This window comes from Neobacillus niacini (assembly GCF_023715785.1).
GTDB lineage: Bacteria > Bacillota > Bacilli > Bacillales > Cytobacillaceae > Neobacillus > Neobacillus niacini_E.
In genome coordinates this window covers 217,914-238,942 of record NZ_JAMBOX010000005.1, presented here as the reverse complement: position 1 = coordinate 238,942, position 21,029 = coordinate 217,914, and the positions used below count along the sequence as shown (strand labels likewise).

The following is a 21,029-nucleotide window of genomic DNA, read 5'->3' as shown; positions in this document are numbered from 1 at the left end:
AATATTTTCATGCTGACAGGGATGCAGATAGCCGTTATTGGTGGAGATGCCAGACAGCTGGAAATTATCCGAAAGTTAACCGAATTGGATGCAAGATTGTCATTAATCGGTTTTGAGCAGCTAGACCACGCCTTCACCGGTGCAGTCAAGGAAAAGCTGGATGAGGTTGACTTTTCGAATATAGATGCAATGATTTTGCCAGTAGCAGGCACTAATTTAGAAGGGCAGGTTGAGACCATTTTCTCTAACGAGAAAGTAGTCCTAACAGAAGATATTCTTTCAAAAACGCCCGAACATTGTACGATTTATTCTGGAATTACCAATTCATATCTGGATGGAATCGTAAAGCAGTCCAAGAAAAAACTTGTCCAGTTGTTTGCGAGGGATGATGTGGCCATTTATAATTCCATCCCGACTGTGGAAGGAACAATCATGATGGCCATTCAACATACGGACTTTACCATCCATGGCTCCAATGTGACCGTGCTTGGATTAGGACGGTGCGGGATGAGCATAGCCAGGGCATTTCATGCCTTGGGTGCCAAGGTAAAGGTCGGAGCAAGAAGAAGCGAGCATCTTGCCAGAATCACAGAAATGGGCTTGAAGCCATTTCATTTGGACGATACGGAAAAAGAGGTAACAGACACTGACATTTTAATTAATACAATCCCCCTATTAATAGTGACTCCGGCAGTCATAGCCAAACTGCCTACCCATACTCTTGTGATTGACATTGCCTCAAAACCAGGAGGAACCGATTTCCGCTATGCGGAAAAGCGGGGGATTAAAGCACTCTTGGCACCAAGTTTGCCGGGGATTGTTGCTCCAAAAACGGCCGGGCAGATTTTAGCCGATGTTCTCACACAATTGCTTCGGGAATCCGGTCAAAATAGAAAGGGGAATGCATAATGAGTTTAAATGGAAAAAGAATTGGATTTGGCCTAACCGGGTCCCATTGTACGTATGACGCTGTGTTTCCTGAAATTGAGAAACTGGTGCAAGCCGGTGCAGAGGTCATTCCGATTGTCACCTTTACAGTGAAAAATACCGAAACCCGCTTTGGAAAAGGAGAGGACTGGGTTCAGCGGATTGAGGATTTAACAGGCAATAAGGTGATTGATTCCATTGTCAAGGCTGAACCATTAGGGCCAAAAACGCCATTGGACTGCATGGTTATTGCACCGATGACAGGCGTATCAATGAGTAAATTTGCCAATGCCATTAATGACAGCCCTGTGTTAATGGCCGCCAAAGCGACGTTAAGAAACCAACAGCCGGTTGTGCTTGGCATATCCACCAATGATGCTTTAGGGTTAAATGGCGTGAATTTGATGAGATTAATGGCCACCAAAAACATTTACTTTATCCCATATGGCCAGGATGATCCACTCAAGAAACCAAACTCGTTGGTAGCAAGAATGGCCTTGCTGACTCAAACCGTGGAAGAGGCATTGGAAGGAAGGCAGTTGCAGCCTGTTCTGGTCGAAAGATATAAAGATGGAGATTAAATTCATTCCCCAATGTTTAAAAAAGGTTATTTCTTTCTAGGAATATGATAAAATAAAATAATCATTCATCAGTGGGTTATTTCCATAACCCACTGATGAGGTTGACCAATAAACTAATATTAAAACTGGAAGAAAAGCAGGAAATAACCCAGCCAGTAGATTTGAAAGGGGAACTAAAATGAGTCAGCAAAACGGTTTTCACGTTGCCGTTGTAGGAGCAACAGGAGCGGTTGGACAACAGATGATCCAAACATTAATCAAAGAGAATTTCCCAATCGGAAAGCTTACTTTGCTTTCATCTGCCCGTTCTGCAGGGAAAACAATCAATATCAACGGTGAGGACCATATCGTTCAAGAAGCCAAGCCTGAGAGTTTTGAAGGAGTGCAAATTGCATTATTTTCAGCAGGAGGCAGTGTATCAAAAGAACTTGCCCCGGAAGCTGTAAAACGAGGCGCCATCGTTGTGGACAACACAAGTGCATTCCGAATGGATACCGATATTCCTTTAGTAGTCCCTGAGGTAAATGAAGCCGACTTGCTTCAGCATAATGGGATTATTGCCAATCCAAATTGCTCTACAATCCAAATGGTTGTAGCGTTGGAACCGATTCGTCAAAAGTATGGCCTGAAAAAAATCATTGTTTCTACCTATCAGGCTGTTTCAGGTGCGGGTGCCGCCGCGGTCGAAGAATTGATGGAGCAAACCAAAGCAATTTTAAATAACGAGTCCTTTGAAACAAATATCCTTCCGGTAAAATCAGATAAAAAACATTATCAAATTGCATTCAATGCGATTCCGCAAATTGATAAATTCGAAGAAAATGGTTATACATTCGAAGAAATGAAAATGATTAATGAAACAAAGAAAATTATGCATTCGCCAGATTTGCATGTTTCTGCAACCTGTGTTCGCCTTCCGGTTGCAGTTGGCCATTCTGAATCGGTGTACTTTGAAATTGAATCAGACAATGTGGACGCAGCCGAAATCAAAGAGCTGTTAAAGGATGCTCCAGGTGTGATTTTACAGGATGACCCTGAGAATCAGCTATATCCAATGCCTGCAGATTGTGTTGGGAAAAATGAGGTCTTCGTAGGCAGAATTAGAAATGATATCGATGAACCACGAGGTTTTCATATGTGGGTTGTTTCCGACAACCTCCTTAAAGGAGCAGCTTGGAATTCAGTACAAATAGCGGAAAGATTAGTGAAATTGGGGTTAGTAAAATAAAAGCCAAAAAAGGCAGGTTTGGGTGTCACCATGAAAATCATCGTACAAAAATTTGGCGGTACATCTGTTAAAGATGAAAAAGGCAGAATACAAGCGCAAGGACATATCGAAAAGGCATTAGCTGACGGATATAAAGTAGTCGTAGTTGTATCAGCAATGGGAAGAAGCGGCGACCCGTATGCAACAGATACACTATTGTCTTTGATTGGCGGGAATGCAAGCCGACTCTCAAAACGGGAACATGACTTATTATTGTCCTGCGGCGAAGTGATTTCAAGTGTAGTGTTTACGAATATGCTTGTGGAAAGCGGAATAAATGCGACAGCGTTAACCGGTTCGCAAGCAGGTTTCCGTACCAATAATGACCATACGAATGCGAAAATTATGGAAATGAAATGCGACCGGCTGTTGAGGGAGCTCGAAAGCAATGATGTCGTAGTTGTGGCGGGCTTTCAAGGTTCAGCGAAGAACGGCGATGTGACTACCATTGGCCGCGGCGGCAGTGACACTTCGGCAGCAGCGCTTGGTGCAGCACTTAATGCCGAGTGGATTGATATTTTTACAGATGTGGAAGGCATTATGACAGCAGACCCACGGATTGCTGAAAATGCCCGCCCGTTATCTGTTGTCACTTATACCGAAGTTTGCAATATGGCCTATCAGGGAGCGAAGGTTATTCATCCAAGGGCTGTTGAAATTGCGATGCAGGCAAAGGTTCCAATTCGTATTCGCTCAACTTATTCCGATTCTCTTGGAACGCTGGTCACTTCCATCACCAAACATAATCGGGGAAGTGACATTAGGGAACGTCTGGTGACGGGGATTGCTCATGTTTCCAATGTCACGCAAATTAAAGTGTTTGCGAAAAAAGAACAGTATTACTTGCAAGCTGAAGTGTTTAAAGCGATGGCCAATGAAAAAATCAGTGTTGATTTTATCAATATTTCGCCAAATGGGGTCGTTTACACAGTTTCTGATGACATGACTGACAAAGCGATCACCGTGTTAAACGAATTGGGACATGACCCCGTAGTGGAGCGTCACTGTGCAAAAGTATCGGTTGTTGGTGCAGGAATAGCCGGTGTTCCGGGCGTCACTTCAAAAATTGTAACAGCTCTTTCTGATAAGGGAATCCGGATTTTGCAATCTGCAGACAGCCATACAACAATCTGGGTACTCGTGAAACAGGATGATTTGGCAAAATCTGTTAATGCTTTGCACGATGCTTTTCATTTAGAAGAAGAGTCGCTTGAGCTAAACGCAACTGATTTTTAAAAAGGCTAAGGAACACGGGTTCCATTAATACATGCATCCGTTCTTGAAAGGAGTAAACAAAATGGTTCATTTCGGGAGAGTAGCCACGGCGATGGTCACCCCTTTCGATAAAAAAGGGCATATTGACTTTGCCAAAACCACGAAGTTGGTCAATTATTTAATAGAAAATGGAACTGAGTCGCTTGTCGTAGCAGGAACCACTGGGGAATCACCGACTCTATCAAAGGAAGAGAAGTTGGCATTATTTGATCATGTTATGAAGGTTGTGAACAAAAGAATCCCCGTTATTGCCGGGACGGGCAGCAACAACACCTACGCTTCAATCGAATTGACAAAAAAAGCGGAGCAGGTTGGTGTGGACGGTATTATGGTGGTAGCGCCATACTACAATAAACCTAATCAGGAAGGTCTTTACCAGCATTTTAAGGCCATTGCCGAGTCCACATCTCTTCCTATCATGGTCTATAATATCCCGAGCAGATCGGTAGTTAATATTGTTCCTGAAACGATTATTCGGCTCTCGAAAATACCAAATATTGTGGCGGTAAAAGAAGCGAGTGGCGATCTAAATGGGATGACCCACATTATTGCCAACACGGCTGATGATTTTGTCCTCTACAGCGGTGATGATGCGGCCACGCTTCCAGTCCTTTCAATTGGCGGTACGGGAGTGGTATCTGTAGCTTCACATGTAATCGGAAATGAAATGCAGGAAATGGTGAAGGCATTTTTTGATGGGGAAACGAAAAAAGCGGCAGCCTTGCACCAAAAACTGCTGCCGATTATGGAAGGCCTATTTAAAGCACCAAGTCCGGCACCGGTTAAAACAGCTCTGCAATTAAAAGGGTTGGATGTAGGTTCTGTCAGACTGCCGCTGGTAGGATTGACAGAGCAGGAACGTGCCACTTTAGCCTCAATTTTAAATACACTTTGATCATAAGGAAACCAACTTCGGTTGGTTTTCTTTTTTTTGATTGTAAAGATTTTCTTGTTTCAAGTATAATAAACATAACTGATTTCGATCGGCATAAACCAACTTAGGAGGAAACGGGTAGTGATAAAGAAAAAAAATCATTCCATTAAGTTTATTTCGCTTGGTGGGATAGGGGAAACTGGGAAAAATATGTATCTTGTGGAAGTGGACAAGGACATATTGATAATAGATGCCGGCTTAATGTTCCCCGAGGAAGAGATGCTTGGCATTGATATGGTCATTCCGGATATTACCTATTTAAAAGAAAACAAGGATCGGGTCAAGGCCATTTTTCTGACACATGGACATGAAGATCATATTGGCGCTCTTTCCTATGTATTGGGACTGACTGACGTTCCTGTTTACGGCACAAAATTGACTCTGGCGTTGGCGGGGGCAAAGCTAAAAGAACAAGACAATAACAAAAATGCAAACTTTATTGAAGTAGATTCGGATACCGTTGTTGAATTGGATTCGGTTAATGTAAGCTTTTTCCGAACCAACCATAGCATCCCCGATTCTGTGGGAGTTTGTGTGCATACATCCGAAGGGGTTATTGTTTATACCGGTGATTTTAAATTTGATCAGGCCGCCACAAAACTTTACAAGCCTGAAATCGGAAAAATGGCTGCGATTGGCGAGCAGGGGGTATTATGCCTGCTATCTGACAGTACTGAGGCTGAGAAACCAGGCTATACAACTTCTGAAGCTATTGTGGAACGCGAACTGTCCAATGCTTTCTATAATGCACAAGGGAGAATCATCGCTGCCTGTTTTGCTTCTGACATAAACCGAATTCAGCATATCTTTGATGCCGCTACTGAGCACAATCGAAAAGTGGCCGTTGTTGGCAAAAGCCTGGAGCGTATTTATCATATTGCTCTGGATCTCGGCTATTTGGAAGTGGCCGACGATTTGATTATTTCGGTAGAGGAGCTAAAGAATTTCTCGGATCGTGAAATTGTTGTCTTAATGACAGGTTCACAAGGGGAACCGATTGAAGCGCTGCAAAAAATGGCGAAGCAAACACATAAATATGTGAATATTAAACAGGGCGACACTGTTCTGATTGCGGCATCACCATTAAAAGGCAGCGAAGTATTTTTGTATAAAACGATCGATATGCTGTTCCGTGCAGGCGCCAATGTCGTTTCGGGCAAGCGGACCATCCATGTGACAAGCCATGGCAGTCAGGAAGAATTAAAGTTTATGATTAACCTGATGCAGCCCAAATTCTTTATTCCTGTCCATGGGGAGTACCGGATGCTAAAAGCACATCGAAAAATCGCATTGGAATGTGGCATCCCTGATGGAAATATCTGCATTCCGGACCGTGGGGACGTTGTTGAGTGGAAAGATGGACGCATTGCCATCACTGGAAAAGTTCCTTCGGGCAATATTCTGATCGATGGCATTGGGGTTGGCGATGTTGGCAATATTGTCTTGCGCGACCGGAAACTCCTGTCACAGGACGGCATTTTGATTGTCGTAGTAACGCTAACTAGACAGGAAAAGAAAATTGCTGCAGGTCCGGAAATCATCTCCAGGGGTTTTGTCTATGTGCGTGAATCGGAAAAATTAATGGACGATTCGACAAAATTGGTCCGAGAAATAATTGACCGTAATATTGCAAAAGCCACATTCGACTGGGCTAGCCTTAAACAGGAAATCAGAGATGATTTAAACCGCTATTTATTTGAAAAAACAAAACGCAGACCTATGATTCTGCCGATTATTATGGAGGTTTAACAAAGGCACCGGGGGATTCCCTCGGTGCTTTTTTGCATGAATTTATCATGCAAGTAAATACTAAACTATATCATGTTTGAAAGGGAGTATTAAAATGGATCGCGATTTATATAGATTCCAATCCAATAATCAAGAAGGCGTCGAGCCTCAAAAAGAGGAAAAACCTACTTCCGCCTTAATGGAAAAAATCCAGCAGCTCGGGCAAACAAATGTACCGCAGCTTTCACCGGATTCGAAGATCCATTGTTTAACGATTATCGGGCAAATCGAGGGACACCTGGCCTTGCCTCCTCAAAACAAAACAACGAAATATGAACATCTTATTCCCCAGCTGGTGGCAATTGAGCAAAATCCGAACATCGAAGGATTACTGATTATCCTAAATACAGTTGGCGGTGATGTCGAGGCAGGCCTGGCCATCTCCGAGATGCTCGCCACTCTGTCAAAACCGACCGTATCGATTGTCCTAGGAGGCGGGCATTCCATTGGGGTGCCAATCGCTGTTTCTTGTGATTATTCTTTCATCGCCGAGACAGCAACCATGACCATTCACCCAATCAGGCTTACAGGCTTGGTAATTGGAGTGCCACAAACCTTTGAATACATGGATAAAATGCAAGAGCGGGTCGTCAATTTTGTAACAAAACATTCAAAGATACCAGAAGAGACTTTTAAGGATTTAATGTTTGCAAAAGGAAATTTAACTAGAGATATTGGTACCAATGTGATCGGGGCAGATGCGGTAAAAGTTGGGTTAATTGATGAAATCGGCGGGCTTGGGCAGGCCATGAAAAAATTAAATGAACTGATTGAGTTGAAAAGGGAAAATAAAGAGGGGTTGATTCAATGATTCTTTACACAATGATGCCACAGGAATTAATCTTCCCCTATGAAACTGATTCTTTAGCTAACCAGCAGACGGTTTCCTATCAGGGCGTACCTCTATTGGTGGAAGCGGTCGATGGCCAGCATGCCCAAGTGATTCGGGTTTTAAGTAGTGACCCGCAGCATTTTTTAAATGAGCAGATTTGTCCAGGAACGAAAATTTCTTTTGCAAATCTTAATGGATATCAGGAAATCTGAGAAAAAACTATGGTATAATGAGGGAAATGAGACAAGAGCAGCCATTTAACAGGGCTGCTTCTTCCTTTTTTAGATGGGCGCTTTACAGTTAGGATTGCGGCCAAATCGATTAATAACCAAGGTGATTAAATGGCTAAAAAAAAGAAACGACAACCGAAACGAAGGGACACCCAGCTTAAACGGACGGTTAAATATGAGTTATCCGCTTTGCTTATTCTCGCAATAACGATTATCTCGATTGCGAAACTGGGGGCTGTCGGACGGGCTACTGTTATATTCTTCCGTTTTTGGATGGGCGAATGGTATATGCTCAGTTTGCTCGGCCTTGTTCTACTAAGCATTTATTTAATGTGGAAAAGAGAAATACCCTTTTTCTTTCATATTAAATTAGTGGGTAGCTATTTTATTGTTTCAGCTATTCTGCTATTAAGTCATGTAACCCTTTTTCACTTGTTGACAAATGAAGGGAAATTTAAGAACCCAAGCGTGATCGGGAATACTTGGGAACTGTTTATGATGGAATTGCGCGGTGAAACCAGTACGACCGACCTTGGCGGGGGAATACTAGGTGCGATATTGTATGCCTTGTTTCATTATTTGTTTGCTGAAACCGGGACGAAAATTATTGCATTCATTTTTATTCTCGTCGGTTTTATTTTATTGACCGGAAAGTCCTTTGGGGATTTCCTCGCAAAAATTTTGGTGGCCATTTCCGGCTTCGCCAAAACACAATGGACTGCCTTTAAAACAGATGTGACCGAGTGGAAACAAAAGCAGCAGGATCGAAAAAATGAACGAAGGACCCAGAGGCTGGAGGAACAAGAAAATCAACCGGTAGGTAATCAGCCAATCATTAATGCGGGACAGGCTGTTCCGTTGGACGAGCCAATCGTTCCGGAACCGATTATCTCCAACTTTGCCGACCGGGCTTTTAGTGATGAAACGCCAAAGGAAAAACCGCAGAAGGAACAAACCAGAACAAGGCGCAGTAAACACGAGGAGGCGGAAGAAGACCATACTCCGCCAATCACTTTTACTGAGGTTGAAAATGTCGACTACCAGCTGCCGCCGCTCAAGCTCCTTAAAATGCCCAAGAAAACCGACCAAAGTGGTGAATTTGAACTTATTAATAAAAATGCAGCAAAGCTTGAACGGACGTTTCAAAGCTTTGGCGTGAAGGCCAGGGTTACTCAAGTCCATCTAGGGCCTGCTGTAACGAAATACGAAGTACATCCCGATGTTGGCGTAAAAGTAAGCAAGATTGTCAGCTTGAGTGATGATATTGCCTTGGCGCTTGCCGCAAAAGGCATACGGATAGAAGCGCCGATTCCAGGAAAATCGGCCATCGGGATTGAAGTCCCGAATTCAGAAGTGTCAATGGTCTCCTTGCGTGAGGTATTGGAAGCAACACAAAACAATAAGCCCGACGCCAAGCTTTTAATTGGCCTTGGCAGGGACATAACCGGTGAAGCGGTTGTAGCCGAGTTAAACAAAATGCCCCATCTTCTTGTTGCAGGGGCAACTGGAAGCGGAAAAAGTGTCTGCATCAACGGAATTATTACCAGTTTGCTCATGAGGGCAAAACCGCATGAGGTTAAGCTGATGATGATTGACCCTAAAATGGTGGAACTGAATGTTTATAATGGAATCCCCCATTTGCTGGCTCCGGTCGTGACCGATCCCAAAAAGGCGTCGCAGGCATTAAAAAAGGTTGTCAGTGAGATGGAGCGGCGATATGAATTATTTTCCCATACCGGGACGCGAAACATTGAAGGCTATAACGATCATGTAAGGACCCATAATCTTGAAGAGAATGATAAACAACCGCTCCTGCCCTATATCGTTGTGATTGTCGACGAGCTGGCGGACTTAATGATGGTTGCATCATCAGACGTGGAGGATTCGATTACCCGGCTTGCGCAAATGGCCCGTGCTGCTGGCATTCACTTAATTATTGCCACGCAGCGTCCTTCCGTTGATGTCATTACCGGGGTTATTAAAGCGAATATTCCTTCACGTATCGCCTTCGCCGTCTCGAGTGCGACCGATTCCAGAACAATTCTGGACATGGGCGGAGCCGAAAAGCTGCTGGGACGAGGAGATATGCTGTTCATGCCAGTTGGAGCAACGAAACCCGTTCGCGTCCAAGGTGCATTCCTTTCCGACCAGGAAGTGGAGAATACCGTTGAATTTGTTATTTCCCAGCAAAAGGCGCAGTACCAAGAGGAAATGATTCCAGATGATGTTCCTGAAGCAGCCGGAGAGGTGGATGATGACTTGTATGATGATGCTGTCCAGCTTGTGATTGACATGCAAACCGCATCCGTTTCCATGCTGCAGCGCCGGTTTCGAATCGGCTATACCAGGGCCGCCCGCTTAATTGATGAAATGGAGGTCCGCGGTGTTGTAGGCCCCTATGAAGGCAGTAAACCACGGTCTGTATTGATGGCAAAACAAGATGAAGAAAAAAGCTCATAATAGAAAAAAACAGGGCCGATTGACCCTGTTTTTTTCTATTAAATTTCCATTTTAAAAATGACATATTAAATTATATCAGAAATTGTAAAAAGGAAATTGGTTATTTAATAACTTTTTTTATCTTTACGCCTTTTTTCGACAAAATCTTGAATTTCTATTTAATTTTAAATGAAAACATGATAATATAAATCTCGATTAGTAGGAATGATATCAGAGGTCTGATGTCTTAGGAAAAAGGCTGGAGGAAAGCAGCATGTCGATAAAGTCAGATAACCGGCATTTATATCTCCAAGTAATCGATCGAATCAAGCAAGATATCGAAAATGGGGTCTATAAAGAAAAAGAAAAATTGCCTTCCGAATTCGATCTTGCCAAGCAACTGGGTGTCAGCAGAGCGACACTCCGGGAAGCACTACGAATACTTGAAGAAGAAAACGTTATCATTAGACGCCACGGAGTCGGGACCTTTGTAAATGCAAAGCCTCTTTTTACTTCAGGAATTGAACAACTAAATAGTGTTACTGACATGATTAAGCAGGCTGGCATGAAACCAGGGACCATTTTCTTAAGATCATCAAAGCAAGACCCAACCGAGGAGGACATTCGTCGTTTCTCATGTTCCACTAGTGAGGAAATGGTGGTAATCGAAAGGGTTAGAACCGCAAACGGGGAACCGGTCGTATATTGTATCGACAAGGTACCTGCCCACATATTTCCGGAAACCTTTTCTCATGAGGGAGAATCAATCTTCACCATATTAGATGAAGAGGCAAACCGAAGAATTACATACGCGGTTGCTCAAATCGAGCCGATTGGTTATCATGAAAAGATTTCCCCAATTCTGGAATGTGACCCTGAAACTGCATTGTTGGTGTTAAAACAGATGCATTTCGATGAAATGGATGAGCCTGTCCTATTTTCGGTAAACTATTTTAAAGCGGACATGTTTAGTTTTCATGTACTTAGGAAACGCGTTTAATTTTTTATTGGTTATGAAAACGCAATCAGTCCTAGCTTTAACCATTTCTACTAGATCAAAACAATTTTAGGGGGACAATACCTTGAAAAAGCGTAAAGTTGGAATGGCACTATCACTAGTTCTTGCTGCTGGCACACTTTTGGGAGCTTGTGGAAAGAGTGATGACAACAAAGGCACCGATGAGACTAAAGGCGGAGACAAAGAAAAAGCATTCTCTGTAGGTATGGTTACTGACGTCGGCGGCGTTGATGACAAATCCTTTAACCAATCCGCATGGGAAGGTCTTCAAAACTTCGGTAAAGAAAACGGTTTGAAAAAGGGTAAAGGCGGCTTTGATTACGTACAATCGAAATCAGATGCTGACTATGCAACAAACCTTAATACTCTAGTTCGTCAAGATTTTGATTTAGTATACGGTATTGGTTTCTTAATGGAATCTGCCATTAAAGAAATCGCTCAACAACAAAAGGATGCTCACTTTGCCATCGTTGATGCTGAAGTGAAAGAGCCAAACGTGGCAAGCATCATGTTCAAAGAGCAAGAAGCAGCATTCCTTGCAGGTGTTGCCGCTGCTTTAACTACAAAATCTAATCATATCGGCTTTATCGGCGGTATGGAAATCCCTGTTATTGAACGCTTCGAAGCCGGCTTCCTTGCTGGTGTAAAGGCAGCTAAACCAGAAGTACAAGTTGATGTTCAATATTCTGGAGCATTTGATAAAGCGGAACTTGGTCAATCTATTGCTTCGAAAATGTACTCTTCCGGCGCTGACGTCATTTTCCATGCTTCTGGCGCTACTGGTAACGGATTATTTAAAGAGGCTGTTGACCGTAAAGCAAAAGAACCTGCAAAGGATTTCTGGGCAATCGGTGTTGACCGTGACCAGGCCGACATGGGTCCGGAAATCGTCCTTACATCTGCACTTAAGCGTGTAGACGTAGCGGTACAAGACCTTGCCACTAAAGCAAAAGAAGGTAATTTCGCTGGCGGCGAAGTTGTTTTATACGGCTTGCAAGAAGATGGTGTAGGCTTGGCTCCAATCAATGCAAAGGCAGCTAACAAGGATGCTATTGATAAAGCTGTTAAAGAATGGATTGAAAAAATCAAATCCGGAGATGTAAAAGTCCCGGGAACTCGTGATGAAGCGAAAAATTTTAGCGCACAATAAGAGTGAAATTAAAGGAATAAGCGGATATACCTTTACCGCTTATTCCTTCTTAATGAAACCTTAATTGAAGAGTAGAAGAATCATTCTACTTTTCACTTAAGGTTTTAACTGGGGATAAATCCCTGTTTTTTATAACAGCAAAAGGTCTGACCTCTTACTACTATTGGTCATTTTTTCCTTTTATCTATCTGCAGGGAGTGAGAAATATGGAATATGTTATTGAGATGCTTAACATACGCAAAGAGTTCGGTAACTTTGTTGCGAATGATAACATCACCCTTCAATTAAAGAAGGGCGAAATTCACGCCTTACTTGGCGAAAACGGTGCAGGCAAATCAACTTTAATGAACGTTCTTTTCGGATTGTATCAACCGGAAGGGGGAGAAATTAAGGTAAAAGGAAAACCTGTAAAAATTTCTAACCCAAATATCGCTAATGATCTGGGAATCGGAATGGTGCACCAGCACTTTATGCTTGTTGATACCTTTTCGGTGACGGAAAACATTATCCTTGGTCGGGAGATCACAACCGGTGGACGAATCGATTTAAAAAAGGCCGAGCGGGAAGTTCGGGAAATTTCCGAACGATATGGACTTGCAGTCGATCCACAAGCGAAAATTTCTGATATTTCTGTTGGAATGCAGCAAAGGGTAGAAATTTTAAAAACACTGTACCGCGGTGCCGAAATTCTAATTTTTGACGAACCGACAGCTGTATTGACACCACAGGAAATTAAAGAATTGATTCAAATTATGAGAACCCTTATTAAGGAAGGGAAATCGATTATTTTAATTACCCATAAGTTGAAGGAAATTATGGAGGTAGCTGATCGCTGTACTGTAATCCGCAAAGGAAAAGGGATCGGGACGGTCAATGTCAGTGAAACGAATCCCAATGAACTTGCCAGCCTGATGGTAGGCCGTGAAGTTGTTTTTAAAACGGAAAAGAAAGAGTCTGTACCAAAGCAGGATGTATTGGTTGTGAAGGATTTAGTCGTAAAGGATTCACGTGGAGTAACCGTTGTAAACGGGCTGAACCTGAACGTCCGTGCAGGAGAAATTGTCGGGATTGCCGGGGTGGATGGAAACGGGCAATCTGAATTTATCGAGGCGATTACAGGCTTGCGCAAAGCGGAAAATGGCAGTGTGAAATTAAATGACAAGGAATTGTTTAATTTACCGCCGAGAAAGGTTACCGAAGCGGGTGTCGGCCATATCCCGCAGGACCGTCATAAACACGGATTGGTTTTAAATTATCCAATGGCCGAAAATATGGTGCTTCAAACTTATTACAAACAACCATATTCGAAAAATGGCATTTTAAATTTTAAAGAAATATATAAACAAGCTAAGAAATTAATCGCTGAGTTTGACGTACGGACACCGAGTGAATCTGCTTTGGCACGCGCACTTTCCGGCGGTAACCAGCAAAAGGCAATCATTGGCCGTGAGGTAGATCGTAATCCCGATCTGTTAATTGCTGCTCAGCCTACTCGCGGGTTGGATGTAGGGGCGATTGAATTTATTCATAAGCGCTTAATTGAGCAAAGGGATAATGGAAAGGGCGTTTTGCTTGTTTCGTTTGAGTTAGATGAAATCATGAATGTCAGCGACCGAATTGCTGTCATATACGAGGGGAGAATCGTAGCTGTCGTCAATCCGAAGGAAACGGATGAACAAGAGCTTGGATTGCTGATGGCCGGTTCAAATAGAAAGGAAGCTGGTTCAAATGGCTAAACGCTTAACAGGATTATTGACGCCAATTATTGCGGTACTGTTAGGAATCATCGTTGGAACCATTATCATGTTAGTCAGCGGCTACGACCCAGTTGCAGCCTATACAGCATTATGGAATGGGGCCTTTGGTGATATTTACTATGTGGGGGAAGTTATCAGACAGTTTACACCTTACATCCTGGCTGGTTTGGCGGTAGCATTTGCCTTCCGCGTCGGCCTGTTTAACATCGGAGTTGAAGGCCAATTTATCGTCGGCTGGCTGGCGGCGGTTTGGGTAGGAGTTGCCTTTGACCTTCCAAAGATTATTCATCTGCCGCTTGCCATTTTGGCTTCTATTGTGGCGGGTGCCATTTGGGCATTTATTCCCGGGCTATTAAAGGCTCGTTTCCGTGTACACGAAGTGATCGTCACCATCATGATGAACTATGTGGCGCTTCATGCGACAAACTATATTATTAGAAATTATCTCGCTGCTAAAAGCGGTGATAAAACTGAACCTATTCATCAAACAGCTTCATTACGTTCAGAATGGCTGGAAAGCCTAACCGACTATTCACGTCTGCATTGGGGAATCGTTCTTGCCATTGCCTGCTGTTTCATAATGTGGTTTTTACTAGAAAAAACTACCAGAGGATTTGAATTACGTGCCGTCGGTTTTAACCAAGATGCGGCGCAATATGCCGGGATGAACGTAAATCGAAATATCATTCTTTCGATGGTCATTTCCGGGGCATTTGCTGGACTTGCAGGGGCAATGGACGGATTGGGAACCTTCGGCTATGCGGCTGTAAAGGGTGGATTTACGGGTGTTGGGTTTGAAGGAATTGCGATTGCGTTATTAGGGGCCAACTCCGCCTTAGGCGTATTCTTCTCAGCCATTTTATTTGGTGCTCTAAAGGTCGGTTCATTAAATATGCCGCTTGAAGCTGGCGTACCGAATGAGCTTGTAAATATCATTATAGCGTTGATTGTATTCTTTGTAGCGTCCAGCTACATCATCAGAGTATTTCTTGATCGATTCAACAAGAAAGGGGTGAAGTAAAGTGAGCTTAATGGATATCTTGACAATCGTTGTTCCATCTACGCTTTTATGGGCAGCTCCACTTATCTTCACTGCATTAGGCGGTATCTTCTCGGAGCGCTCCGGGGTGGTAAATATCGGTCTTGAAGGTTTAATGGTTGTTGGTGCATTTACGGCTATTGTTTTTAACTTGACATTTGTAGGCACTTTCGGTAATGCAACTCCATGGGTTGCTTTGGTCGTGGCGATGATTGTCGGGGGAGTTTTTTCGATTCTCCATGCGGTGGCGTCTATTACCTTCCGCGCTGACCACACTGTATCCGGTGTAGCCATTAACTTGTTAGCAACTGGCTTGACATTGTTCCTTGTTAAAATGATTTATGATAAAGGTGAAACAGGAATCATCAAAGAGAGCTTTAGTAAGATTGACATTCCAATTTTGAAAGATATTCCAATTATTGGCGAAATCTTTTTTCAAAACACGTATTGGACATCATTCCTTGCCATTATCGTAGCAGTTATTGCCTGGTATGTAGTATTTAAGACACCATTTGGTCTTCGTCTCCGTTCGGTTGGTGAACATCCAATGGCAGCAGACACGATGGGGATCAATGTAACGAAAATGCGTTATTTGGGTGTTATCATTTCCGGCGCGCTTGGTGGTCTTGGCGGTGCCGTTTATGCCCAGTCGATTACTTCCAACTTCAGCCACGCTACGATTAGTGGTCAAGGTTTCATGGCGCTCGCGGCAATGATTTTCGGTAAATGGCATCCACTTGGTGCCCTTGGTGCCGGTATCTTCTTTGGCCTTGCCCAAAGTATCAGTATCATCGGGTCAAGCTTGCCATTTTTAAAAGAAATCCCGAGTGTGTATCTGTTAATTGCGCCTTATGTATTAACAATCTTGGCCTTAACCGGATTCATCGGTCGTGCCGATGCACCGAAAGCATCCGGTACCCATTATATTAAGGGAAGCCGTTAATAAATGAAGAACCTTCAGTTTATCACTGAGGGTTCTTTTTTTTGGAAAAAGTGTCATTGCTTGAATGAACCAAGCATGTAAAATTATAGTAATAAGTATAGGTTTCAGCGCCAAGGAAAAAATATAAAGAAAAATGTTTAGAAATGTAAGTCTGAAGACTGACAAGGAGGAAGGCAAATGGGCAATATATCGGAAAAAATAACGGAAATGCAAGGATATAAACTCCATGTAATTGAAACAGATAAATATAAAACCAATACCATTGTTTGGCGGATGAAAGCCCCATTAACCAAGAAGGATGTCACAAAAAGGGCCCTGCTCCCGCAAGTGCTCCAATCAAGCTCGGCCAATTATCCGACCACAATCAAGCTGCGCTCCTATCTAGATGATTTATATGGGGCAACACTTTATGTAGATTTGTCAAAAAAAGGTGAATATCATGTCATCAGCTTTCTGATTGAAATTGCCAATGAAAAATTCCTGACAGACCCGGCACCGCTTCTCAAAAAGGGGTTTGAATTACTCGCGGAGATCCTATTGCATCCTAACGCAAGCGGAAATGCGTTTGACCGTGAAACAGTAGAAAAAGAAAAGCGCACCCAAAAGCAGCGTATCCAATCGGTCTATGATGATAAAATGCGCTACTCCAATGTCCGTCTGATTGAGGAAATGTGTAAGGGAGAGCCTTATGCTCTCCAGGTTCACGGTGAAGCTGCAGAAGTTGAAGCCATCACTCCTGACAGCCTGTATGAATATTATCAAAAAGCCCTCGCCGAGGATGAAATGAATCTTTATGTGATTGGCGATGTGAAAGAGGCGGAAGTGAAGGCGTTTGCTGAGGAATTACTCAAATTTGAAACCCGGACACCAAAACAGGCAGAGGACCTTCGGGTTTCGCAAAAATCGGATGTAAATGAGGTAAAGGAGCAGCAGGATGTCAAGCAAGGTAAATTAAATATCGGCTATCGGACAAATATTTCCTATGGAGACCCTGATTACTTCACCTTGCAGGTGTTTAATGGCATTTTTGGCGGCTTTGCCCATTCCAAACTGTTTATCAACGTCCGCGAAAAGGCCAGCCTGGCCTATTATGCTGCAAGCCGGCTTGAAAGCCATAAAGGCTTGCTGATGGTGATGTCAGGAATTGATAATAAAAATTATGATCAGGCTGTAAAAATCATCCGCGAACAAATGGAAGCCATGCGAAAAGGTGATTTTACAGAAGAAGAAATTGAACAAACGAAGGCGGTCATTAAAAATCAAATTCTCGAAACAATTGATACCTCAAGGGGACTGCTCGAGCTTCTATATCATAATGTGGTTGCCAAAACAAATATTGGAATTGATACATGGCTTTCCGAAATGCAAAAAGCCACCAGGGAGGACATCATCGCGGTCGGGAATAAAATAAATCTTGATACCATTTATTTCTTAACGGGAACGGAGGCAGGGCAATGATGGAGAAAATTACGTTTGACCAACTTCAGGAAGAGCTTTTCCACGAAAAATTGCCAAATGGCTTGAATGTATATATTTTGCCGAAACAGGGGTTCAACAAAACTTATGCCACGTTTACGACCAAATATGGGTCAGTTGACAACACCTTTGTTCCCTTCGGAAAAAAGGACTTTGTCACCGTTCCAGACGGCATTGCTCACTTTTTGGAGCATAAGCTGTTCGAGAAGGAAGATGGCGATGTTTTTCAACAATTCAGTAAGCAGGGGGCATCGGCGAATGCCTTTACATCATTTACCCGAACTGCTTATTTGTTCTCCAGCACCTCTGACGTGGAAAAGAACTTGGAAACGCTGATTGATTTTGTCCAATCCCCGTATTTTTCCGAGAAGACAGTGGAAAAGGAGAAAGGAATCATCGGCCAAGAAATTACAATGTATGACGATAACCCTGACTGGCGCTTATATTTTGGGATTATCCAAAATCTATATAAAAACCATCCAGTCAGTATCGACATTGCCGGAACAATTGAATCCATTTCCAATATTACGAAGGATTGGCTGTATGAATGCTATAACACCTTTTACCACCCTAGCAATATGCTCCTGTTTATTGTCGGCCCCGTTGACCCGGATCAAGTGATGAAACAGGTGAAGGATAATCAGGCTAAAAAAGAGTACAAAGATATGCCGGAAATTCAGCGTCATTTCGAAAGTGAACCTGTTCAGGCAGCGGAAAAGAAGCAAGTGCTGCAGATGAATGTGCAAACCTCCAAATGCCTGCTGGGCATCAAGGCTCTCCACGTGGATCAAACAGGGGAAGCAATGCTTAAAACCGAGCTGACCATGAATGTCCTTCTGGATTTGCTGTTTGGCAAAAGCTCGGATAATTATGATGAGCTATATAATGAGGGTTTGGTGGACGAAACGTTCTCCTTTGATTACACGCAGGAGCAGGGCTTTGGATTTGCCATGATTGGCGGAGACACAAATAGCCCCGACAGGCTTGCGGAACGTCTCCAGGAAATGCTGATGGCGGCGAAGGATGGGAATGCCTTTACGGATGAGCAATTGGAACGAGGGAAAAGGAAGAAAATTGGTGCCTTTTTACGAGCAATCAATTCTCCTGAATACATCGCCAATCAATTTACCCGTTATGCCTTCAACGAAATGAACCTATTTGATGTCGTGCCAACCTTGGAAAAAATTACACTGCAGGACGTCCAGTCCCTGGCCTCAGAGATGATTGCCGATGAACGGATCTCCGTTTGTCAAGTAATCCCGAAGGCCAAATAGTTTAAAGCGCCGGTTACTTCGGCGCTTTTTCACGGCAAATGAAATAGAGAGAGTGAATATACATGAAAAAATATGTATTAATTACGGGAGCAAGCGGAGGAATCGGACAAGCGGTCGCCAGCCATTTAGCGGCCAAAGGATACAATCTTTATCTCCATTACAATCAAGGTGAACAGAATATCAAAGAACTAATGGAAAGGCTCTCGGCTTTTGATGGTGAGTACATTCCGATACATGCCGATCTTGCAAAACCGGAAGGCTTTCGGCAAGTTACCTCACAGATTTTTTCGCTCGATGCCATGATTCATTGCGGTGGAATGAGCCATTATGGGCTGCTGATGGATTTAAAGCTTGAAGAGGCCGTGGCTTTGCTTAATGTTCATGTGCTTAGTCCACTCATGCTGACCAAAGAGCTGTTGCCGAAATTCTTAAGTAAGGGCTCGGGCAATATCGTTGTCATTACCTCGATATGGGGACAGACTGGGGCTGCCTGTGAAGTGGCTTATTCAGCTGCAAAAGGGGCGCAAATTGCGTTTATAAAGGCTCTTAGTAAGGAAGTAGCCTTAAATGGGATTCGTGTTAACGCGATTGCTCCTGGAGCTGTAGAGACGAAAATGATGGAGGGTTTTACCGATGAGGAGTTGGAAGGGATTACCTTTGAGATTCCGATGGGCAGGCTCGGCCAACCGGAGGAAATCGCAAAGGCTGCCGCATTTTTACTCTCGGATGACTCGAGCTATATGACCGGCCAGGTCCTTGCAATAAATGGCGGATGGTATACCTGAAATTCGTGTCGCCATCATGTATAGATTGGGTCCTCGGGTAGCAAAATAACCATGTACCATTCTAAAGGAGGGTTATGCGATGTCTGTTTTAGATAACTGGAAACAGTGGCAGGAATTTTTGGGTGACCGTCTTGACCTTGCCCAAGATCAAGGGATGAGTGAAGGGGCAATTAACAGCCTCGCTTATCAGATCGGTGACTATTTGGCGAAAAATGTTGACCCGAAAAACGAGCAGGAGCGTGTTCTCGCCGACCTGTGGTCAGTTGCAGACCAAAAGGAGCAGCAGGCAATTGCCAACTTGATGGTTAAGCTTGTTAAGCAATAAAGCTATAGAAGAGAGGATGGGGTGGAGATTCCCCGCCTCTTTTTTTGCTATATACCAGTTTTTCAGTGAAATATCAGTTTGCATGTGTTTTTTCTTTCATCTTACAGTAAAATCAGATATGATAGGGGTTAGGTAAGCATTTTTGAAAAAATTGTCGAAACTTCTTTAAGGGGGTGCGCAACTGAAATGAACATGAAGAAAGAATGGTACTTGGAATACGAAATTCAGAAAAATCGTCCCGGTTTATTAGGGGACATTTCCTCCCTCTTAGGAATGCTTTCTATTAATATCGTTACCATCAATGGTGTTGATGAGGGCAGACGCGGCTTGCTAATATTGGCAAAGGACGATAATCAAATTAAACGGCTTGAGTCAATTTTACATACTATGGACACAATAAAACTAATAAAATTGCGGGAACCGAAATTGCGGGACCGTCTCGCTGTCCGGCATGGCCGCTATATTCAGCGTGATGCCGATGATAAAAAGACATTTCGTTTTGTCCGTGACGAGCTTGGTCTATTAGTCGATTTTATGGCAGAATTATTTAAGCAGGATGGCCATAAATTAATCGGTATTCGCGGGATGCCCCGGGTAGGAAAAACCGAATCACTAGTTGCCGCAAGCGTGTGTGCCAATAAGCGTTGGCTGTTTGTGTCTTCGACCCTGTTAAAGCAAACAATCCGCAACCAATTGATTGAGGATGAATACAACAGCGACAATTTATTTATTCTTGATGGGATCGTGTCGACCAAGAGAGCCAATGAACGGCACTGGCAGCTTGTCCGGGAAATTATGCGGATGCCGTCCGTTAAGGTGATCGAACATCCCGATATTTTTGTGCAAAACTCCGAGTACACGCTCGATGATTTTGACTATATCATCGAACTTAGAAATCATGCGGATGAAGAAATTACATACGATATTGTTGACCAGCATAATATGTTCTCCGGTTCTGATTTTGGAGATTTTGATTTTTAAATAATTGG

Annotated in this window: 19 protein-coding genes; all 19 read left to right on the top strand. The window is 43.2% G+C overall.

All coding sequences use genetic code 11. The annotated features are described in order from the left end of the window. Positions 1-9 precede the first annotated feature (9 nt). The 19 genes from dpaA (at position 10) to M3234_RS12160 (ending at position 21,021) form a co-directional block, all read left to right on the top strand. Positions 10-909, top strand: coding sequence for a dipicolinic acid synthetase subunit A (dpaA, locus tag M3234_RS12250; RefSeq protein ID WP_262304980.1), 900 nt, complete (start codon positions 10-12; stop codon positions 907-909). Then, positions 909-1,508 (top strand): dipicolinate synthase subunit B, encoded by a 600-nt coding sequence (gene dpaB / locus M3234_RS12245; protein WP_262304979.1) that lies wholly within the window; start codon positions 909-911, stop codon positions 1,506-1,508. The genes dpaA and dpaB overlap by 1 nt, the downstream gene beginning before the upstream one ends. 178 nt (positions 1,509-1,686) lie before the next feature. Continuing rightward, positions 1,687-2,736, top strand: coding sequence for an aspartate-semialdehyde dehydrogenase (asd, locus tag M3234_RS12240; protein WP_262304978.1), 1,050 nt, complete (start codon positions 1,687-1,689; stop codon positions 2,734-2,736). A 30-nt stretch (positions 2,737-2,766) separates the two neighbouring features. Next, on the top strand, positions 2,767-4,011 hold the full coding sequence (dapG, locus tag M3234_RS12235) for an aspartate kinase (RefSeq protein WP_262304977.1): 1,245 nt from the start codon (positions 2,767-2,769) through the stop codon (positions 4,009-4,011). A gap of 61 nt (positions 4,012-4,072) precedes the next feature. Next, positions 4,073-4,945: a 4-hydroxy-tetrahydrodipicolinate synthase gene (gene dapA / locus M3234_RS12230; protein WP_262304976.1), complete on the top strand. Its 873-nt coding sequence runs from the start codon at positions 4,073-4,075 to the stop codon at positions 4,943-4,945. 120 nt (positions 4,946-5,065) lie between these two features. Next, positions 5,066-6,733, top strand: a complete 1,668-nt coding sequence (locus M3234_RS12225; RefSeq protein WP_311315650.1) for a ribonuclease J — start codon at positions 5,066-5,068, stop codon at positions 6,731-6,733. Between the two features lie 94 nt (positions 6,734-6,827). After that, positions 6,828-7,583 carry a ClpP family protease gene (locus M3234_RS12220; protein WP_262304975.1) on the top strand — a complete coding sequence of 252 codons (756 nt, stop codon included), beginning with the start codon at positions 6,828-6,830 and terminating at the stop codon, positions 7,581-7,583. Beyond that, positions 7,580-7,816 (top strand): YlzJ-like family protein, encoded by a 237-nt coding sequence (locus tag M3234_RS12215; protein ID WP_066320693.1) that lies wholly within the window; start codon positions 7,580-7,582, stop codon positions 7,814-7,816. Before M3234_RS12220 ends, M3234_RS12215 begins: the two co-directional genes overlap by 4 nt. A gap of 129 nt (positions 7,817-7,945) precedes the next feature. Beyond that, positions 7,946-10,294, top strand: a complete 2,349-nt coding sequence (locus M3234_RS12210; protein ID WP_262304974.1) for an FtsK/SpoIIIE family DNA translocase — start codon at positions 7,946-7,948, stop codon at positions 10,292-10,294. A 253-nt stretch (positions 10,295-10,547) separates the two neighbouring features. Further along, the gene (locus M3234_RS12205; RefSeq protein WP_262304973.1) at positions 10,548-11,273 is read left to right on the top strand and encodes a GntR family transcriptional regulator; all 726 of its coding nucleotides are present in this window, start codon (positions 10,548-10,550) and stop codon (positions 11,271-11,273) included. Positions 11,274-11,355: 82 nt separating this feature from the next. After that, a complete protein-coding gene (locus tag M3234_RS12200) occupies positions 11,356-12,441 on the top strand; it encodes a BMP family lipoprotein (protein ID WP_262304972.1) in 1,086 nt (361 codons plus the stop codon). Between the two features lie 206 nt (positions 12,442-12,647). Continuing rightward, positions 12,648-14,177, top strand: coding sequence for an ABC transporter ATP-binding protein (locus M3234_RS12195; protein WP_262304971.1), 1,530 nt, complete (start codon positions 12,648-12,650; stop codon positions 14,175-14,177). Beyond that, complete coding sequence (locus tag M3234_RS12190) at positions 14,170-15,219, top strand: ABC transporter permease (protein ID WP_262304970.1); 1,050 nt, start codon at positions 14,170-14,172, stop codon at positions 15,217-15,219. Before M3234_RS12195 ends, M3234_RS12190 begins: the two co-directional genes overlap by 8 nt. 1 nt (position 15,220) lies before the next feature. After that, entirely contained in the window at positions 15,221-16,180 is a 960-nt protein-coding gene (locus M3234_RS12185) for an ABC transporter permease (RefSeq protein WP_262304969.1), read from the top strand. Positions 16,181-16,357: 177 nt separating this feature from the next. Further along, the gene (yfmF, locus tag M3234_RS12180) at positions 16,358-17,638 is read left to right on the top strand and encodes an EF-P 5-aminopentanol modification-associated protein YfmF (protein WP_262304968.1); all 1,281 of its coding nucleotides are present in this window, start codon (positions 16,358-16,360) and stop codon (positions 17,636-17,638) included. Next, positions 17,638-18,930: an EF-P 5-aminopentanol modification-associated protein YfmH gene (gene yfmH / locus M3234_RS12175; RefSeq protein WP_262305019.1), complete on the top strand. Its 1,293-nt coding sequence runs from the start codon at positions 17,638-17,640 to the stop codon at positions 18,928-18,930. The genes yfmF and yfmH overlap by 1 nt, the downstream gene beginning before the upstream one ends. Before the next feature lie 62 nt (positions 18,931-18,992). Further along, a complete protein-coding gene (ymfI, locus tag M3234_RS12170; protein ID WP_262304967.1) occupies positions 18,993-19,715 on the top strand; it encodes an elongation factor P 5-aminopentanone reductase in 723 nt (240 codons plus the stop codon). A gap of 79 nt (positions 19,716-19,794) precedes the next feature. Then, the gene (locus M3234_RS12165; protein WP_262304966.1) at positions 19,795-20,040 is read left to right on the top strand and encodes a DUF3243 domain-containing protein; all 246 of its coding nucleotides are present in this window, start codon (positions 19,795-19,797) and stop codon (positions 20,038-20,040) included. A gap of 192 nt (positions 20,041-20,232) precedes the next feature. Beyond that, on the top strand, positions 20,233-21,021 hold the full coding sequence (locus M3234_RS12160; RefSeq protein ID WP_066321029.1) for a DUF3388 domain-containing protein: 789 nt from the start codon (positions 20,233-20,235) through the stop codon (positions 21,019-21,021). Positions 21,022-21,029 lie beyond the last annotated feature (8 nt).

Coding starts and splice junctions, on each gene's coding strand:
- dpaB (WP_262304979.1), top strand. CDS start 909: ATGAGTTTAAATGGAAAAAGAATTGGATTTGGCCTAACCGGGTCCCAT.
- M3234_RS12190 (WP_262304970.1), top strand. CDS start 14,170: ATGGCTAAACGCTTAACAGGATTATTGACGCCAATTATTGCGGTACTG.
- M3234_RS12220 (WP_262304975.1), top strand. CDS start 6,828: ATGGATCGCGATTTATATAGATTCCAATCCAATAATCAAGAAGGCGTC.
- dapG (WP_262304977.1), top strand. CDS start 2,767: ATGAAAATCATCGTACAAAAATTTGGCGGTACATCTGTTAAAGATGAA.
- M3234_RS12160 (WP_066321029.1), top strand. CDS start 20,233: ATGAAGAAAGAATGGTACTTGGAATACGAAATTCAGAAAAATCGTCCC.
- M3234_RS12195 (WP_262304971.1), top strand. CDS start 12,648: ATGGAATATGTTATTGAGATGCTTAACATACGCAAAGAGTTCGGTAAC.
- yfmF (WP_262304968.1), top strand. CDS start 16,358: ATGGGCAATATATCGGAAAAAATAACGGAAATGCAAGGATATAAACTC.
- ymfI (WP_262304967.1), top strand. CDS start 18,993: ATGAAAAAATATGTATTAATTACGGGAGCAAGCGGAGGAATCGGACAA.
- M3234_RS12215 (WP_066320693.1), top strand. CDS start 7,580: ATGATTCTTTACACAATGATGCCACAGGAATTAATCTTCCCCTATGAA.
- M3234_RS12205 (WP_262304973.1), top strand. CDS start 10,548: ATGTCGATAAAGTCAGATAACCGGCATTTATATCTCCAAGTAATCGAT.
- M3234_RS12210 (WP_262304974.1), top strand. CDS start 7,946: ATGGCTAAAAAAAAGAAACGACAACCGAAACGAAGGGACACCCAGCTT.
- asd (WP_262304978.1), top strand. CDS start 1,687: ATGAGTCAGCAAAACGGTTTTCACGTTGCCGTTGTAGGAGCAACAGGA.
- M3234_RS12165 (WP_262304966.1), top strand. CDS start 19,795: ATGTCTGTTTTAGATAACTGGAAACAGTGGCAGGAATTTTTGGGTGAC.
- dapA (WP_262304976.1), top strand. CDS start 4,073: ATGGTTCATTTCGGGAGAGTAGCCACGGCGATGGTCACCCCTTTCGAT.
- dpaA (WP_262304980.1), top strand. CDS start 10: ATGCTGACAGGGATGCAGATAGCCGTTATTGGTGGAGATGCCAGACAG.
- yfmH (WP_262305019.1), top strand. CDS start 17,638: ATGGAGAAAATTACGTTTGACCAACTTCAGGAAGAGCTTTTCCACGAA.